Source organism: Mesorhizobium sp., assembly GCF_965229135.1.
Classification (GTDB): Bacteria; Pseudomonadota; Alphaproteobacteria; order Rhizobiales; family Rhizobiaceae; genus Mesorhizobium.
The window spans coordinates 1,023,042-1,039,698 of record NZ_OZ245860.1 but is presented as its reverse complement, the minus strand read 5'-3'; the positions used below and the strand labels follow the sequence as shown (position 1 = coordinate 1,039,698).

General features: G+C 60.0%; 17 protein-coding genes. 10 read left to right on the top strand and 7 right to left on the bottom strand.

The features are described 5' to 3' along the window. Positions 1-70 precede the first annotated feature (70 nt). Positions 71-544: an Lrp/AsnC family transcriptional regulator gene (locus ACO07C_RS05035; protein WP_023675099.1), complete on the top strand. Its 474-nt coding sequence runs from the start codon at positions 71-73 to the stop codon at positions 542-544. A gap of 594 nt (positions 545-1,138) precedes the next feature. On the opposite strand, the gene ACO07C_RS05030 is transcribed toward ACO07C_RS05035, so the two are convergent. Beyond that, entirely contained in the window at positions 1,139-1,720 is a 582-nt protein-coding gene (locus ACO07C_RS05030) for a 5-formyltetrahydrofolate cyclo-ligase (RefSeq protein ID WP_421913130.1), read from the bottom strand. A 184-nt stretch (positions 1,721-1,904) separates the two neighbouring features. Here ACO07C_RS05030 and ACO07C_RS05025 point away from each other — a divergent pair, with 184 nt between their 5' ends. From ACO07C_RS05025 to ACO07C_RS05015, 3 genes are all read left to right on the top strand, one after another. Continuing rightward, on the top strand, positions 1,905-3,170 hold the full coding sequence (locus ACO07C_RS05025; protein ID WP_421913129.1) for an NAD(P)/FAD-dependent oxidoreductase: 1,266 nt from the start codon (positions 1,905-1,907) through the stop codon (positions 3,168-3,170). 150 nt (positions 3,171-3,320) lie between these two features. Then, entirely contained in the window at positions 3,321-5,300 is a 1,980-nt protein-coding gene (locus ACO07C_RS05020) for a bifunctional 2',3'-cyclic-nucleotide 2'-phosphodiesterase/3'-nucleotidase (protein WP_421913128.1), read from the top strand. A 279-nt stretch (positions 5,301-5,579) separates the two neighbouring features. Continuing rightward, the gene (locus tag ACO07C_RS05015; RefSeq protein WP_421913127.1) at positions 5,580-5,945 is read left to right on the top strand and encodes a hypothetical protein; all 366 of its coding nucleotides are present in this window, start codon (positions 5,580-5,582) and stop codon (positions 5,943-5,945) included. A gap of 77 nt (positions 5,946-6,022) precedes the next feature. Here the strand turns inward: ACO07C_RS05015 and ACO07C_RS05010 are convergent, their stop codons facing one another. From ACO07C_RS05010 to ACO07C_RS05000, 3 genes are all read right to left on the bottom strand, one after another. Next, positions 6,023-7,279 (bottom strand): class I SAM-dependent methyltransferase, encoded by a 1,257-nt coding sequence (locus tag ACO07C_RS05010; RefSeq protein ID WP_421913126.1) that lies wholly within the window; start codon positions 7,277-7,279, stop codon positions 6,023-6,025. A 65-nt stretch (positions 7,280-7,344) separates the two neighbouring features. Continuing rightward, the gene (locus ACO07C_RS05005) at positions 7,345-8,190 is read right to left on the bottom strand and encodes a DUF1365 domain-containing protein (protein WP_421913125.1); all 846 of its coding nucleotides are present in this window, start codon (positions 8,188-8,190) and stop codon (positions 7,345-7,347) included. Between the two features lie 16 nt (positions 8,191-8,206). Next, complete coding sequence (locus ACO07C_RS05000) at positions 8,207-9,547, bottom strand: NAD(P)/FAD-dependent oxidoreductase (protein WP_421913124.1); 1,341 nt, start codon at positions 9,545-9,547, stop codon at positions 8,207-8,209. 243 nt (positions 9,548-9,790) lie between these two features. On the opposite strand from ACO07C_RS05000, the gene ACO07C_RS04995 reads away from it, so the two are divergent. Together ACO07C_RS04995 and ACO07C_RS04990 are read left to right on the top strand one after the other, a co-directional pair. Next, complete coding sequence (locus tag ACO07C_RS04995) at positions 9,791-9,925, top strand: hypothetical protein (RefSeq protein WP_421913123.1); 135 nt, start codon at positions 9,791-9,793, stop codon at positions 9,923-9,925. A 95-nt stretch (positions 9,926-10,020) separates the two neighbouring features. Beyond that, complete coding sequence (locus ACO07C_RS04990) at positions 10,021-10,311, top strand: Dabb family protein (RefSeq protein ID WP_421913122.1); 291 nt, start codon at positions 10,021-10,023, stop codon at positions 10,309-10,311. Here the strand turns inward: ACO07C_RS04990 and ACO07C_RS04985 are convergent. Then, on the bottom strand, positions 10,281-11,249 hold the full coding sequence (locus tag ACO07C_RS04985) for a glycosyltransferase family 2 protein (RefSeq protein WP_421913121.1): 969 nt from the start codon (positions 11,247-11,249) through the stop codon (positions 10,281-10,283). The two genes, ACO07C_RS04990 and ACO07C_RS04985, sit on opposite strands and share 31 nt — an antisense overlap. Before the next feature lie 546 nt (positions 11,250-11,795). On the opposite strand from ACO07C_RS04985, the gene ACO07C_RS04980 reads away from it, so the two are divergent. The 4 genes from ACO07C_RS04980 (at position 11,796) to ACO07C_RS04965 (ending at position 14,231) form a co-directional block, all read left to right on the top strand. Continuing rightward, a complete protein-coding gene (locus ACO07C_RS04980) occupies positions 11,796-12,671 on the top strand; it encodes a VOC family protein (RefSeq protein WP_421913120.1) in 876 nt (291 codons plus the stop codon). After that, complete coding sequence (kdsA, locus tag ACO07C_RS04975) at positions 12,668-13,501, top strand: 3-deoxy-8-phosphooctulonate synthase (RefSeq protein WP_421913119.1); 834 nt, start codon at positions 12,668-12,670, stop codon at positions 13,499-13,501. Before ACO07C_RS04980 ends, kdsA begins: the two co-directional genes overlap by 4 nt. Before the next feature lie 77 nt (positions 13,502-13,578). Continuing rightward, the gene (locus tag ACO07C_RS04970) at positions 13,579-13,782 is read left to right on the top strand and encodes a dodecin family protein (protein WP_354458942.1); all 204 of its coding nucleotides are present in this window, start codon (positions 13,579-13,581) and stop codon (positions 13,780-13,782) included. An 83-nt stretch (positions 13,783-13,865) separates the two neighbouring features. Beyond that, positions 13,866-14,231, top strand: a complete 366-nt coding sequence (locus tag ACO07C_RS04965) for a PRC-barrel domain-containing protein (RefSeq protein ID WP_421913118.1) — start codon at positions 13,866-13,868, stop codon at positions 14,229-14,231. A 126-nt stretch (positions 14,232-14,357) separates the two neighbouring features. Here the strand turns inward: ACO07C_RS04965 and ACO07C_RS04960 are convergent, their stop codons facing one another. After that, the gene (locus ACO07C_RS04960; protein WP_421913117.1) at positions 14,358-14,786 is read right to left on the bottom strand and encodes an HIT family protein; all 429 of its coding nucleotides are present in this window, start codon (positions 14,784-14,786) and stop codon (positions 14,358-14,360) included. A 63-nt stretch (positions 14,787-14,849) separates the two neighbouring features. Then, a complete protein-coding gene (locus tag ACO07C_RS04955; RefSeq protein ID WP_421913116.1) occupies positions 14,850-16,511 on the bottom strand; it encodes a sulfatase-like hydrolase/transferase in 1,662 nt (553 codons plus the stop codon). Positions 16,512-16,657: the final 146 nt, after the last annotated feature.

Sequence of the window (16,657 nt, the reverse complement as noted above, 5' to 3'; positions counted from 1 at the left end):
GCTTGCCCCGGAAGGGGCGCTTCGTTAATCCTTGCGTTCAATCGCTGGATGATCGTAGGAATCGCTAAGAATGCCGCTCGACAGGATCGATATCGCTATTCTTGAGACGTTGCAGAAGGATGGGCGGATCCCGAACGCGGCACTTGCCGAGAAGGTCGGCCTGTCACAATCGGCCTGTTCGCGGCGGCTGGACAATCTGGAGAAGTCCGGAACCATCCGAGGCTATCACGCCCGGCTCTCCAACGCAGCCCTTGGTCACCAGATGACGGCGATCGTCCATATATCGCTGTCTGGCCAGTTCGAAAAGACATTGTCGGATTTCGAGGCGGCGATAAAGCGCTGCCCGAACGTGCTCTCCTGCCACCTGATGTCGGGTGAATACGACTATATCCTTCGCATAGCGGCGAAGGACCTCGTCGACTACGAGCGCATCCACAAGGAGTGGCTGTCGGCCATGCCGCATGTGACGAAGATCAACTCATCCTTTGCGCTGCGCGAGATCGTCGATCGGACGGCCGTGGGCATGAAGCCGGAACTGGCCTAACGCCAAAGGCAGACCCGGACGTCCTTCCCGATATAGCAAGCGCCTGTGCGGCGAAGGTCTCCCCAATCTCCGGGTTCACCGTGAGTCGCGCGAATGTCCGAGTTCCCATAACCGCTCCAAACATCGCCATCCTTGTAGACAACCGCCCAGTAATCGGCGGACATCTCGCCGGCCCCGCTATGCGTATCAGGATAGTCGATACCCGCAAAAACCTGCCGCGGCCCCTGGATGTTAAAATCGCCACCCCTCTCGATTTGATAGGAGCATGTCCCGGATATGCGGGTCTGGCCGTTAATGACAAGCAGGCAGCGGCCCCACTTGTAACCGCTTGGCAAACGATGCTGAGGTTGCGCATGCAAAGAAGAACAGCAAAGCGTGATGGAAAAGGCAGCCGCTATTGTTCGTCGGTTCATCTTGTCGCCCAATCCAGGAGCGACCGTCCAGCGTTGGATCCGCCCAGAGCGCTTGTCGAAAGGGGTCTCCGCAACATGGTCGGCCTAAAGTCATGCCATTATCGACCAAGGCGGATTGTTGTCACGTGACATTTGGCGCTGCTGCGCGGCGGAATTATGGATTTTCGTCCGGAATAGGTACCTAGGTCTCGGTAACAACCCGATCCATCGGAATGTCGTGCGGCTGCGGATAGATGGTGGCAATGCGCTGCAGTTCGTAGCCGACGCCGATGACAAGTGGCTTCAACGGCATTGCGGCCAGCGTGCGGTCGAAAAAGCCGCCGCCATAGCCCAAGCGGTAGTTTGCCGGATCAATGCCGACGATTGGAGAGATGACGATATGCGGCAGCACGGGATCGCCTTCGGCCGGGATCGGAATGTTCCAGATACCTTTTTCCAGCCGGTCGCCCGCTTTGTAGGCGCGGAAAATGAGCGGCTGTCCTTTCTCGATGACAATGGGCAGTGCCGTGCGGCCGCCACGTGCATTGATCGATGCCATCCAGGGCCGCAGGTCTGGTTCGCCTCGAAACGGCCAGTAGAGGCTCACCATGCGGCCCGCGATCTCGCCAATGACAGCATCGAGGCCTTTGGCAATGCGTTGCGACATGGCGGTTCGCGCATCCGCCGGCACTTCGAGACGCGCCACGATCAGTCGCTCGCGCTCGGCCTTGCGCCAGCGCCTGACGTCGACCCAGTCCTTGGCGTCGTCATGATCGTTGGCCATGCCTTGCTCCCGTAGTCTCGTCTCGGAGAGGCTATACCCGGCGTGAGCCGTCCGTAACGTGCATTCACGACATGAGAGGGCGAAACTCCGGGCGGTCCTAATGCAGGGCAGCCCTGCACGCCACGACATTGTTGCGGTGCACAAAGGCCATTACATAAATCTCGGATAAACTGGGGTGAATGAGATGAGTGAAGCCAGTCATCACGTCGTTGTTGTCGGCGCGGGTTTCGGAGGCCTCGAATTCACGCGCGCGCTTGCAGGCGCGCCAGTTCGCATCACCATGATCGACAAGCGCAACCATCATCTTTTCCAGCCCCTGCTGTACCAGGTGGCGACGACGGCGTTGGCCACCTCCGAGATTGCCTGGCCAGTCCGCCATCTTCTGCGCAAACGCAAGGATGTGACGACACTGCTCGCCAACGTCGTGGGAGTCGATCGAGCGGGCAAACTGGTGTTGCTCGATGACGGCAGCGAGGTGGCCTACGATACGCTGCTGCTCGCCACCGGCGCCCGCCATGCCTATTTCGGCCATGATGAGTGGGAACCCTTCGCGCCCGGCCTCAAGACGCTGGAGGACGCCACCACCGTTCGACGGCGTATTCTTCTGGCCTTCGAACAGGCTGAACGCGAGACCGACGCCCAAAAGCGTCAGGCGCTGCTCACGCTTGCCATCGTCGGCGGCGGACCGACCGGTGTTGAACTCGCCGGTACAATCGCCGAACTCGCGCATGAAACGTTGCGTGGCGAATTCCGCAACATCGATACCCGAGACGCCCGCGTGGTGCTTATCGAGGCCGGCGACCGCATCCTCGCCAATTTCGCGCCGGAACTCTCGGATTATGCCCGCAAGGCACTCGAACGGCTTGGCGTGACGGTCGAACTCGGCCAGGCGGTAACACGTTGCGATGCGGAAGGGGTCGTCTTCGGCAAGACGCATCTGCCGGCCAGGACGATCCTGTGGGCAGCGGGGGTCGCGGCTTCGCCCGCCGCCGAGTGGCTTGGAGCGGCGGCGGACCGGGCGGGCAGGGTGCTTGTCGAGCCTGACCTGACGGTGCCCGGCAGCCCGGAGATTTTCGTCATTGGTGACGCGGCGCATGTCCTGCGCCCGGACGGCAGGCTAGTGCCAGGCGTTGCACCCGCCGCCAAGCAGCAAGGCCGCCATGTCGCCACCACCATCAAGGCCCGGCTCGAAGGCGACATAAGCCAAAGGCCATTCCGCTATAGGCACGATGGCGACCTGGCGACGATCGGCAAGCGATCGGCCGCGATTGATCTCGGCTGGATAAAGCTCACCGGCTGGCCGGCCTGGTGGCTGTGGGGCATTGCGCACGTCTATTTCCTGATAGGGTTTCGCAACCGGCTTGCGGTGTCGCTTAGCTGGCTATGGATATATGCGACGGGTCAACGTAGCGCGCGCCTGATCACGCAGGGTGACGACGACAAGGGCTGACTTCGCCTCCTTCGCCGTCTCCCTAGACCTTCATCGGCGCGTCATGTCTTGCTGATCGACTGCGCGTGATTCTTCTTGATGGACTCAAGAGGATTTCGGCGCGAAGCTTTGCTTTGGGCAGGACTTGTCATGTCGAAGAAGGAGAAAACAATGTCCCAACTGCTCCACTCCGTCTCGCGCCGTGGTTTTCTCGCCGGCGCTGCTGCCACAGGAGCGCTGGTCATGCTTCATCCGTTCTCAGCCCGCGCCCAAGGCAACCAGGCGCATCTGCGGATCATGGAAACGACGGACATCCATGTGAATGTGCTGCCCTACGATTATTACGCCGACAAAGCGAACGACACGATGGGGCTGTCGCGCACGGCGTCGCTGATCGACGCGGTGCGCAAGGAAGCCACCAATGCGATGCTGATCGACAATGGCGACCTTCTCCAAGGCAATCCGATGGGCGACTACATCGCCTATGAGAAGGGAATGAAGGAGGGCGACCTTCACCCGATCATGAAGGGCATGAACCTGCTCGGCTACGAATGCTCGACGCTCGGCAACCACGAATTCAATTACGGCCTGTCGTTCATGGACAAGGCGCTTGCCGGCGCCAATTTTCCGTTCGTGTGCGCCAACCTGATCCGCGGCACCACGCTTGCCTCCAACCCGCGCGACGACAAGCTCTACCTCAAGCCCTATGTCATCCTGGAGAAGAAGATCAGGGATGGTTCGGGTGCCGAGCAACCGATCAAGATCGGCGTCATTGGCTTCGTGCCGCCGCAGATCATGGTCTGGGATCTGAAGAACCTCGAAGGCAACGTCAATACGCGCGACATCGTCGAGGCGGCCAGGGCATGGGTGCCGCAGATGAAGGAAGAGGGAGCCGATATCGTGATCGCGCTCTCCCACTCCGGCATCGACGTGAAGCAGGGCGACATGATGGAGAATGCCTCGTTCTTCGTGGCCGGCGTCGACGGCATCGACGCCGTTTTTACCGGCCACCAGCATCTTGTCTTCCCGGGCAAGAAGTATTTTCTGGCGCTCGAGGGCGTCGATACGGAACGAGGCACTCTGCAGGGCAAGCCGGCGGTCATGGGCGGCTTCTGGGGCTCGCATATGGGCCTGATCGACCTGATGCTGGAGCGCGACGGGTCAAAATGGCGGGTCGTCTCGGCGACTTCCGAGGCGCGGCCGATTTTCGAGCGCGTCGACAACAAGAACAAGCCGACGGTCGACGACGACAAGCGCATCATCGCCGCGCTCGAACAGGATCATCAGGCGACGCTTGCCTATGTACGCCGCCCCGTCGGCAAGACATCGGCCCCGCTCTATTCCTATTTCTCGCTGGTCGCCGACGATCCCTCGGTGCAGGTCGTCAGCCAGGCGCAGACCTGGTATCTCAAGGACATCCTCAAGAACACCCAGTGGAAGGATGTGCCGCTGCTGTCGGCGGCGGCACCCTTCAAGGCGGGTGGGCGCAATGGCGCCGACTATTACACCGACGTTCCAGTCGGCGACATCGCCATCAAGAACGTCGCCGACCTCTACCTCTATCCGAACACTGTTCGTGCCGTCGAAATCACGGGAGCGCAGGTCAGGGAGTGGCTGGAAATGTCGGCCGGCATCTTCAACAGGATCGAGCCGGGCAAGAGCGACCAGCCACTCATCAACACTGAATTCCCGTCCTACAACTTCGATGTCATCGATGGCGTCACCTACAGGATCGATTTGTCGCAGCCGCCGAAGTATGACGCCAAGGGCGGCGTGGCGAATGCCGGTTCCAATCGCATTGTTGACCTCATGTTCGACGGCAAACCGATTGATCCCGCACAGAAATTCGTCGTTGCAACCAACAACTACCGGGCCGGCGGTGGTGGCAACTTCCCCGACATCAATGCCTCGAAGATCATCTACGAGGCGCCGGACACGAACCGCGATGTGATCGTTCGCTATATTGTCAGCCAGGGCACGATAAACCCGACGGCGGACGATAACTGGTCATTTGCCCCGCTGCCAGGAACCAGCGTGGTTTTCGAGACCGGCGCCAAGGCGAAGAATTTCATCGCCGAGGTCAAGACGCTGAGGATTGAGCCCGCCGGCGAAGGCGAGGGGGGATTTGCAAGGTATCGTATCCTTCTCTGAGAAACGGCTTGCGAATGCGAGGTGATTTAAATCTACGACGCCCGGCGGCGTGGATTGGTTTGTTCACGCTGTCGATGAGAGCCGCCGCCTTACCGGCCTGCCGCAGCCTGCGTCGGGATTCGTCTTTTTGAGAGCGATGGCGGGGCAAATTCATGTCGGCAGTTCGAGCCGTTCCTGCTCTTTGCGCCACAATGCAAGAAGACGGCCCCAACGGGGCCGTCTGAACGGGCACTAAAACCGACCGGTTAGTTCGCAGGCATGGGTGCCACGGGAACGGTCGTGTCGGGCGAGGTCGGAACCGGTGGCGGCGATGGTTCTGTCGATGTGCCGGGCGCGGCGCTCGGCGCGTTCGGCGAAGTCACTCCCGCGGGGGAACCGATGGCGGAAGTGGGTGTGCTGTCGATGACCTCAGGCGTCGGTGCCTGGCTGGTACTAAGACTTAGAGGATTATCGACGGGTGGCGATATCTCGCGTGCTGCGGCGGCAGCGGATATCCCGGCCATCAGGATTAGCGTAGCGATTACAGATCGTTTCAAGGAAGCCTCCTATGTCAAAGAGGCGCTCAGCGTTGATGTGCTATGTGGCGCGGGCGCCAGTGCGGAAAAACGGCGACCTCGTGACCGCGGTTGCATCACATTCAAATGAGCAGACAGCGATCGGCCAGGTATGGTTGAACCCAGGTTTGGATTCTGGAAAGGTACTTCTGGGAAGGTCTTTGGATACTATGCCTTGTAGATCACCTGGCGGACATCGATGTAGCTGGCGCGAAAGCCAGCCTCGCAATAGTGCAGATAGAATTCCCAGAGTTTCTTGAATCGATCGTCGAAACCCAGCGGGACGATCTTTTCCCAGGATGCCCAGAAGCGGTGGCGCCACTCGGCGAGCGTACGGGCGTAGTCGTCTGGAAACACATGCTCGCGCAGATGGGCGAGGCCATGCTTGGCACCAAGTGCTTTCAGTATGGACGGCGTCGGTAGCATGCCGCCCGGGAAAACATAGCGCTGGATGAAGTCCGGACGGGCCCGATAGGTGTCGTAGGCCTTCTCGTTGATGGTGATGATCTGCAGACCGGCGGTGCCGCCAGGCCGCAGGCAATCCTTCATCTTGCTGAAGAATACCGGCCAGTATTTTTCACCGACGGCTTCGAACATCTCGATCGAGGCTATGCGGTCGTATTTCCCGGTCTCGTCGCGATAGTCCTGCAGCTTGATATCGACCTTGTCGGCGAGCCCTGCCTTCTGGATGCGTGCCTTGGCGAAGTCATGCTGCTCGCGGCTGATCGTCAGCCCTGTCACGCGGCATCCGATCTCGCGTGCGGCGAATTCGGCAAAGCCGCCCCAGCCGCACCCGATCTCCAGCACGTGGTCCTTCGGTCCGATGCCGGTGTCCTTGGCCAGAGCACGATATTTGGCGGCCTGAGCGCTTTCCAGATCATTGGCGCCGCTCGTATAGAGCGCCGAGGAATAGGTCATGCTCGGGTCGAGCCATTCCTTGTAGAAGGCGTTGCCGAGATCGTAGTGCGCCGAGATATTGCGCTTCGAGCCTGTCCGGGTGTTTTCGTTGAACCAGTGGCGGATGCGCTGGACGGCGTTGATCAGCCAGCTGGCGCCGCCCGCTATGCGCTCGCCGGTCTCTGAATTGACCACGAACAGCTCCAGGAAACTCGTCACGTCGGGACTTTCCCAATCGCCGTCCATGTAGGACTCGGCGACGCCGATCGTGCCGCCGGTAAAGGCGCGGCCAGGCAAGCGCCAGTTCTTCAACACCAGTTCCGCATCGGGACCGGGACCCTTGCCGCCAACCAGAACAGCGCGACCATCCGGCATTCTCACCTTCAGCGAACCGCGCGGCAGGTTCATCGCCGCCGACAGCACCATTTTTGCCTTGGCAGGCAAGCCCTTTACGATTTCGGCGAAATTGAACTCATCGAGCCTGATCGCCTCGCCCAACCCAACGCCGGTGTTTTCCCTGTTAGCCATTTCACGTTCCTGGACTTCTGCGGAACCGGCTGTAGTAGCTGCCAAGCTCCTCACTCTCTCGCAGTTCATTCGCCAGGCTCGAACGCCGCTCCCTGGTCCCGGTAACTGATCGATTCGGGAGCGGGCGGGCTCGAACGAAAACGCGCACCCTTTAACCAGAGCTTCAGCGCTTCCCAGTGAATTCCCGCCATAATCTTCCACGTCATCAGCGGGAACTTCAAGAGGCAAGTCGCCAGCTGCGGTGTGCCAAGCGGTCGACCTTCGCCGGCAAAGGTCGCCGACAGCAATGGTTCACCCTTCTCCGTCTCGTGGATACGCAGGCGCACCACCTTTCCGGGGGGCAGTATGTGGAAGTGATAACGGGCTCCCATGTCGATGAAAGGTGAAACGTGGAAGATCTTTGTCCGGGTCTGGCGCACACCGGCAGGGCTGAGGTCGCCGGGTTCGATCGGAGCGACGTAACTGTGTCGCTCTCCGAATGTATTGCGCACGGCATAGATCATGGCGATCAGCGCACCGGCATCGTCGTAGCAGAAATAGACCGAGATTGGATTGAAGACGTAGCCGAGGATGCGCGGATAGGCGAGCAACAGGATCCGGGCGGCAGGCTTGGCAAGTCCGGCGCCGGCAAGCAGCCGGTCGGCGAAGTCGCGCAATGTCTCGCCATCCCGCTCGACATGGTCGCTCTCATGGAATGAGGACAAGCCGCGCCGATTGACCCTCAGCAACCAAGTCATGCCGTTCATCTCGGTCAGGCGGTCGATGTCGACGAGCAGCGAGAAAACCGAATAGACGAAGCGATGACCGAATGGTTTCAATCGCGCATGCATGACGTCGCCAGGATAGAGCACGCCGGCCGCCTGTGGGGGCGGCCCGTTCTCTGTCATCGTCGTTACGCGTTCCCTGGCCATTGTCTCAGCCTAATCCCTATTCGGCCGCGAGTGCGAGTCCCGGCAGGGCATTTTGGGGACGCCACGGAACCGATGCGCCAAGCGCGATCGCCGCGTCGAGCCCAGACCGAAGCCCGTCTTCATGAAAGCCATGGCCTGTCCAGGCGCCAGCGAAATAAGTGCCGCGCACACCCTGGATGTCGTCGAGCCGCGCCTGCGCCGACAGGGCGCGTGCATCATACTGTGGGTGGTCGAAGACCCATTCGCCAAACACCAGTCCTTTCCGAGGCTCGACGACCGGGTTGAGTGAGACGAACAACGGCTTGCTCTCGTCGATGCCCTGCAGGCGATTCATCCAATATGTGACGGAAACCTCGGGTTCGTCACGTTCGCAGGAAGAACGCAGATAGTTCCATGCCGACCAGGCAGCGCGGCGCTTCGGCATCAGGCGAGGATCGCGGTGCAGGATCACGCGGTTCGGGCGGTAAGGAATGGCCGAGAGGATCGATTCCTCGACGCTGGACGCGTCGCCCAGCATGGCAAGCGCCTGGTCGCTGTGGGCGGCGATGATCACATTGTCGAAGCGGTCCGGCGCCTGGTCTCCGGCCCATACAGTGATGCCGAAGGCGTCGCGGACCATGGTCCTGGCCGGCGCTGCCAGCCGCAATCTGGTACCAAGCGGCGCCAGCAGTTTTTCCAGATAGTTCCGCGAGCCACCGCTCACCGTGCGCCACATGGGGCGCTCGCTGTGGATCAGGCGGTGGTTTTCGAAGAAGGAGATAAAACTTGCCGCCGGATAGTCGAGCATCTTGGCGCGGGGAGTCGACCAGATGGCCGCCGCCATCGGCATCAGATAATTGTCGCGAAACACGTTGGAGAAACGCTTTCTCTCCAGATAATCGCCGATGGTCAGGTGGCCGAGCGAACCGCTGTCGCGATCGACAACGCATTCCTTGTTGAAGCGCAGGATCTCACGCAGCATCCAAAGAAAGCCGGGTGAGAAGACATTGCGCTTCTGGGCAAAGATCGTGCGCAGTGTCGAACCGGACCATTCGAGTTTGCCGCCGTCGAGCGACAGGGAAAAACCCATGTCGCTTTCATGCGTGGCCACGCCAAGGTGCGAGAACAACGCCGTAAGGTCCGGGTAGGCGAGTTCATTATAGACGATAAAGCCGGTATCGACCGAGACCGGAGTGCCGTCGTAGTCGATGTCCACCGTGGCCGTGTGCCCTCCAGGCCGGCCCGATGCTTCAAACAAGGTGACATCAGCCGTCGAATTGAGCGCCCACGCTGCCGCGGCGCCGGAGATTCCCGACCCGATAACCGCTATCTTCTTTCTGGCGCCGTCCTGGCCCCGGTTGATAGGCACGATGTTCATCTTGTCCCCTTGCGTCGATTTTCTGGTCCCAGGGCGTTGGCTCGCTCTGTTGCTGGTCAATGAGTTACGGGGCAATCGACGTCGAGTTTCATCCTGACGCCAGACAAAGTGTCTTTCGGCGCGTCGGAAGCCGTCTTGCCATGGCAAGTCCGAGAAAAACGCTTTCGAGAAGATCCTGGGGAGGGCGCTTGCCAATCCGCGAATGGCTATGGATGCGGCCAATCACATACGCTAGCTTTAGCCATGCGTTATGTAATCGTCATTTGCGCCATTACGTTCTTCCTCATCTGGGACGGTCTCTACAATCATGGCCGCTATCTCGACACGACCGTTCGGGAATTGTCGCGCGTCGTGCGCTATGTCACCGGCAAGGCTTGAACGTCCCAGCGGCTCGCCGGCGCGGCATCCTTGCCTGTTGACGAAACAGTTTTGCTGACCCAAAAGACGCCCGCATAGCGATCGGGGAGTCTGGGTTGATCCGGCATATCGTTTTCTTCAGTGCGCGGCGCAAAGATGATGTGGAGGCTGTTCGCAACGGCCTGCTGGCGCTGGGCAAAATCCCTCATTCCAGCCTCTTCGAGGTCACCCTCAACACGAAAGTCGATCCGATGTCGGACGAGATCGATGTGGTTGTCTACGCCGAATTCGAAGATGAGGCGGCGCTTGCCGCTTACAAGGCGCATCCAGTCTACGCCAGGACGACCAGCGAGGTGAAACCACTGCGCGAATTGCGTTATTCCGCCGACGTCGTTGCTCTGACCTGAGCGAAATCCTGCGTCAGTCGGCGCCTTTGCCGGCGCCCCGAGACATAGCCCGATAGCACATGTAGGCCCCGTGGCAGATTGGCGGCGCTTCGCCAGGCTTCCAGTTCGGCCAGCGCGATGCCGAAGCGGCCCTGTGCAAGCGCCTTCATGATACCGCGTATCGTCAGATAGCTGAGGATCGGGCCATAATCGGCCGCCCGATAGTCCGGGCAGCGCGCAACAAGGTTGTCCAGCCCCTCGATATAACCGGCGTGGTCATGTGAGATTGAGTTTACGGTTCGATATTTGAGTACGTCCGTCGCTCCGCCGAAGACGATTCTGTGATCCTTCCCCAGCCGTGCCAGGAATTCCCGATCCTGATGGCGCATCAGGTCGGGATCGTAGCCACCGATCGCTGCAAACGCGCCGCGGCGGACGGTGACGGTCGAATTCGTCAGAGGGATGCAGTGGCTGAGCAGCAGCTGCCGCAGCGTTTCTCCGTCCGGCGTAAACAGCGGCAATTCGTGCAGGCGCTCGCGCCCGTTCGAAACATCGCTAAAGCCATCGATGGTACAGGCGATGTCCGGATGTGCGTCGAAGTGGGCGATCAACCTGCTCATCCGATCCGGACCAAAGGCGTCATCGGAATCGAGAAAGGCGATCAGCGGGGCGGTGGTCAGGGCCGCGCCCTCGTTGCGGGCGCGGTTCGCGCCGGCTCGCACCGGCAAGCGTCGCCAGATCAGTCGCGGGTCGCTGAGCGAGGCCAGATAGTCGGCCGTGCCATCGTCCGAGCCGTCGTCAACGACAGCGAGTTCGATATCCAGCCTGGGGTCGGAAAGAACGGACGCCAAGGTTCTTGGAAGGCTCTCACGACGATTTCTGGCCGGAACGACAACTGCCAGCCTGGGCGCGACCAGGCTGTCACGTTCGATCGGCAACGAGGTTGGAGAGACGGTCACAGGGGAAGCTCATGTTTGGTGGAGTATTGTGGCGCAACGCGGTCAAACACGAATCGATCCTGTAAAGAGTATTTTGATGTGGATGAATTGATCGCAGGAGAATGCAGGTGCCAGTTGGCGCGCCCGAGTCACGCGATGCCGCGCACCCTATCGTCGCCAAGCCTTTGCGTGTAAACTCTTTTTGGGTCTATCCCAAACAGGTGGGTGTGGCGGCTTTCTTTACCCGCATATTCTTGGAAACGCGAAAGCAGACTTCCGCCGCCAACGCGGCTGCCGATGACATCCAGCCGAAAGGGGCCGACCTATTCGGTCTGAACAGAAGATGAATCGGTCATGTCGATGCCGTCCCACTTGGGCGCGTTCCAGACCAGCAGGGCAATCACCGTCATGGAAAGAATCGCCGCTGCGATGAACTAATCCTTCTCATAGGAGTCACGTAGGCCGGTTCTCGACAACGGCAAGCATCCTGCCGCCTTGGGGCCGGGATTCGCACGGTCGCCGGATCAAGCTCTTGAACCCCTTTCCGGAATGATGCACATCGCGCCCATGACCGAAGAAAATGCAGCCAAGCATCCGCTCGACCATCTCGTGCTGCCAACCGTCAGCCTGGATGTGGCGCGAACACGGCTGACTTCACTTGGGTTCGTCGTGGCTCCCAACGGCATCCATCCCTTCGGCACCGAAAACTGCTGCGTCTTCCTTGCCGATGGTACCTATCTCGAACCGCTGGCAGTGGGGAACATGCAGGCCGCGACACTGGCGATCGCGCAAGGCAATGTCTTCGTCGCACGCGACCGCATTTATCGCGATAGGCGCGGCGAGGATGGATTTTCCGCCGTGGTCCTGGGCACGGACAGCGCGGATGCGGATCATGCCCGCTTTGTCGAGGCTGGCGTATCGGGGGGAAATGTACTGAATTTCTCGCGTGCGTTCGTGGACAGGTCCGGCAAGAGCGACATGGCATCGTTCAGGCTCGCTTTCGCGTCCGCCAGCGAGGCGACCGATGCATTCCTGTTCGCCTGTGAGCGGATCAATGCACCGAATACCGATCGCACCGCGCTGCAGGCGCATGCCAATGGTGCGGCCGGCATCTTGGAAGTCGCGGCAGTCAGCGACAGTCCCGCTGAACAGGGCTGTTTGATTTCGATCGCGACCGGCGTCGGCGGGGAAAACTCTTTCAACCTGCCGAACGCGAGATTGACCGTACTGACACCCGCGGAATTCGAAGGCCGCCTTGGTGTGCCGTCCGGCGCGCCGTCAAAGCTGCGCTTCGCCGCAATCGTCTTTTCGGTGCGGAATGTCGAGATTGCCAGGACGCTGCTTGCAGCCAATGGCATCGCACACGACATACGCGGCAGTGACATCGTCGTGCAGCCAGCGCCAGGGCAGGGCGCGGCGTTTATTTTCCGGGAGATCCGATGAGCAAGCCCAATCCGTCCGTAACCGTCGGCAACGTAACTTTCGCCAACAACGCACCGCTCTCGTTGATAGCCGGGCCCTGCCAGTTCGAATCGCGTCAGCATGCCTTCGATATGGCGGGCGCGCTGAAGGAACTGACGGGCAAGCTCGGGATCGGCCTTGTCTACAAGACCAGCTACGACAAGGCCAACCGCACCTCACTGTCGGCGACGCGCGGCGCCGGGATGGAGGCAGCGCTTCCGGTCTTCGACGAACTGCGCAAGGAATTTTCGCTACCTGTCCTGACCGATGTTCACACGGAGGAACAGTGTACGATTGTCGCGCCGCATGTCGACATTCTGCAGATACCGGCCTTTCTCAGCCGCCAAACCGACATGTTGGTCGCCGCCGCCAGGACCGGTAAGGTTATCAATGTGAAGAAAGGCCAGTTCCTCGCTCCTTGGGACATGAAGAACGTCGTCGCCAAGATCACCGGCTCCGGCAATGCCAACGTGCTGACCACCGAGCGCGGCGCGTCCTTCGGTTACAACACGCTGGTATCCGACATGCGCGCTCTGCCGATCATGGCCGAGATCGGCGCGCCGGTGATTTTCGATGCCACGCATTCGGTGCAGCAGCCGGGCGGCCAGGGCGGCTCCTCGGGTGGCGAGCGTCGTTTTGTCGAGACGCTGGCCCGAGCGGCGGTTGCGGTCGGCGTCGCCGGTGTCTTCATCGAGACCCATCAGGATCCCGATAACTCGACCTCTTCCGATGGGCCGAACATGGTACCACTCAAGGATATGCCGGCTTTGCTTGAACGGCTGATGGCGTTCGATCGCATCGCCAAGGGCTGAAACCGCCTGCGCTTGTGGCAATAACACTCCGGTTGTACGCTTGCCTGGCAAATGAGCGTCCTGGCAGGAGAAAAGCCATGTCCGTCGCCCGCGTTACCGAAATCACCTCATCGTCGAAGAAGAGTTTTCAGGAAGCCATCGAGAAGGGAATCGCGCGCGCTTCCAAGACATTGAAGAACGTCGAAGGCGCCTGGATTCAGGATCAGAAGATCGTTGTCGAGGACGGCAAGATCGCCGCCTACAGGGTCAACATGAAGGTCACGTTCATCCTCGCGGAGTGACCGGCGGTCGCCGCAAAACTCGGGAACTTTCGCCGGCGCCCCTCATTGTCAAAGTACCGATCAATGACAAAGAGGAGCACATCATGACAACCCAGACAGGCCACACGGAAGCCATTGCCGCTTCGCGCGTCATCGGTACATCCGTGTACAACACCGAAGGCAAGAGCATCGGCAGCATCGAGGACATCATGCTCGACAAGACGTCGAATGGAATCATGTTCGCGGTAATCGGTTTTGGCGGCTTTCTCGGCATCGGCGAAAAATACCACGCCGTACCATGGTCAAGTCTCGGCTACGACAAGGCCAAGCAAGGCTATGTCGTGCCGTTCTCGAAGGAGCAGTTGGAGGCGGCGCCCGCCTATTCGATCAATGAACTGGCCGGAGCGGATGGCGAGAACGCACGTGATGCGTCCTACGAATACTACAAAGTCACGCCTTACTGGCACTGACGCCTGATCTCGCCAAAGCCCCGTCTCTGGAAGACGGGGCTTTTCCATGGGGCGGGCGATGATGAAGCCGGGGCGGATCATTATCCTGACCTGGGCGTGCACCTCACACGACAGGGCTGGTGTGTTTCAAACCAGCGCTTTACGGATCTTGTCCGCGTCATCAGCGAGAACTTCGGGCTTCTCCATGACGCCGGTATGCGGCTTTAATGCGATGCCTTCGAAGCGTGGGATGACGTGGATGTGGAGATGATAGACAGTCTGCCCCGAAGCCGGCTCGTTGAACTGCAGGATGGTGACGCCATCGGCCTCGAAAGCCTTTCTGACCGCCAGCGCCACTTTTTGAACAGCCTTGAGCAGTGGGCCCAGCGCTGCAGGGTCGGCATCGAGGAGGTTGCGTGACGGCGCCTTGGGGACAACTAGTGTATGCCCAGGCCCTTGCGGCATCACATCCATGAAGGCCACCACGGATTGATCTTCGTAGACGCGGTGCGACGGGATTTCGCCGCGCAGGATCTTGGCAAAGATGTTTTGTGGGTCGTAGGGGGTCTCGGCCATGGCGTGCTCCGGATTGAGGCTCTGCGCCCGGTGTAGCGAAGCCTCCTGTGAGCGGCAAGACGATCAGGCGAGATCGACCGCACCCGCTTCGACAAGAGCGCGATGGAACCGCCGTTTCGGCACCGAAGTTGGGTCGAAATAGACAGCCGGGTCGTTTCTTAGCAAGGCGGCACGGGTGGCGAAGACAGGATCGAGCTGCACCTTGGCGGCCAGCAGCGCGAGCGTCGACAGATAGGTCACGTCGAGTACTGGCGGTGATGGAACATCCAGCGGCAATACGCAGTTGACGGCCTCGACCGCATAGAATGTCTTGTGCAGCGCCGGATCGGAGGGCGCTTTGCCGCTAAGCGGGGCGGTGAAAGACGGCTGATGGTCGCCGAAACGGACGATGATCGCCGGTTTGCCGTCCAGTCTTTCACGAAGGCCCCTGCGGAACGCCTCGTAGGCGTCGACGCTGTCGGCAAGCCGGACGATATATTCGCCAAAATCCGTGTTGCCCGTGGAAGCGGCGGCGCGTTGCCGGAGCTCAGCGCGATGTTCGGCGCCAAATATGCGGTTGCCGTGGCTGCCGTGGTTCATCAGCGTCATGACCGATAGGAAGAACGGCTTATCGTCATTCCGATTTGCCAACAGATCGAGCGCGTGGGAGTAGAGCTGTTCATCATGATGTTCGCGCTCCCAGCGCGCCCTGTCGAAGGGCGCCTGCAGGGCATCCGCAAAACTGATATTCCGCAATCCGAGCGACCGGTAGAAACGCTCGCAATTCAGCAGCTTCGGACCGCTGCAGCTTATCAGGGAAACATCATACCCGATGCCGTTCAGAAAAGATGGCAGTGAGTGATGGATCCGCCCGGGCATGCGATGGAATACGAAGCCGCTGTCACTGCCGAACGACAGCGATGACAGGCCGGTCAGCACTGAAAATTCGGTCTGTATCGTACCGCCGCCGAACACATCGACATGAAGCCGGCCCGAGAGGCCGTCTTGCGGTGCAAAGAAGTTTTCGAACCGGGTTTCGAGTGGCAACCCCAGGCATCTGGGATCAAATGTCGATTCATGCAGGATCAGGATGATGCTGGGCTCTTTTTCACCTTGCGCGCGCTTTTCCTGTGTCGGCGCGAGGAGCGGCAATGCCTCCTGGTCAATGTCTATGAAAACCGGTCGGGGCGAGAGCCCGACTTTGAACCACGAGGCCACAAATGCCGAGAGATGGGCACGATCCCGGGTCAGCACCCGGAAATTAAAGCGTGCCGATCCGCCACTTGACCACAATACCGCGAAGTAAATCAGGGTTGCCGCTCCCAGCAGCTGAACGCGGACCTCGAATGGATTGACCGACTCCTCGATCGCGATTGCAATCACGCAACCCATTGCGAGTACCGCGATCATGGCGGAAGTCGTGGTGACGATCAGACGTGTGTGGTCTGCCAGCAGCCCACGGATGCTGCTTCCGACGAGGTAAAGAAGATCTCCGGCGAGAAGGTTGAAGCTGAGATAGCGATACTTAACCTTGGAAGCGATGCCGATCGTTGCGGTCAACGCCAGCGTCATCCAGAGCGCGGCGCTCTTTTGCGGAATCAGAAGATGGATGATGCTGAAAAGAAAAAAGAATGTTGCAAGGCCCAGATGCCAAGTCGATGGTTTCCGTTCCAACCATGCGATCAGCATGATGCCAAATACAAGCCCAATCAAACCGAGCCATTGGTCGGTTTCCCAAAATGCCAAACTCTGCATATCCCCCGAAGCACCCCGACCTCGCTCCCCGGTCATATATTTAGCCGACTTTATCGGGGTGGTAAACAGGACAGAGCCAAGCAGACTGGGAGCTGCAGGCGCGACATCTAGCCATCGGGGGCGACCTTTTTTCCCCC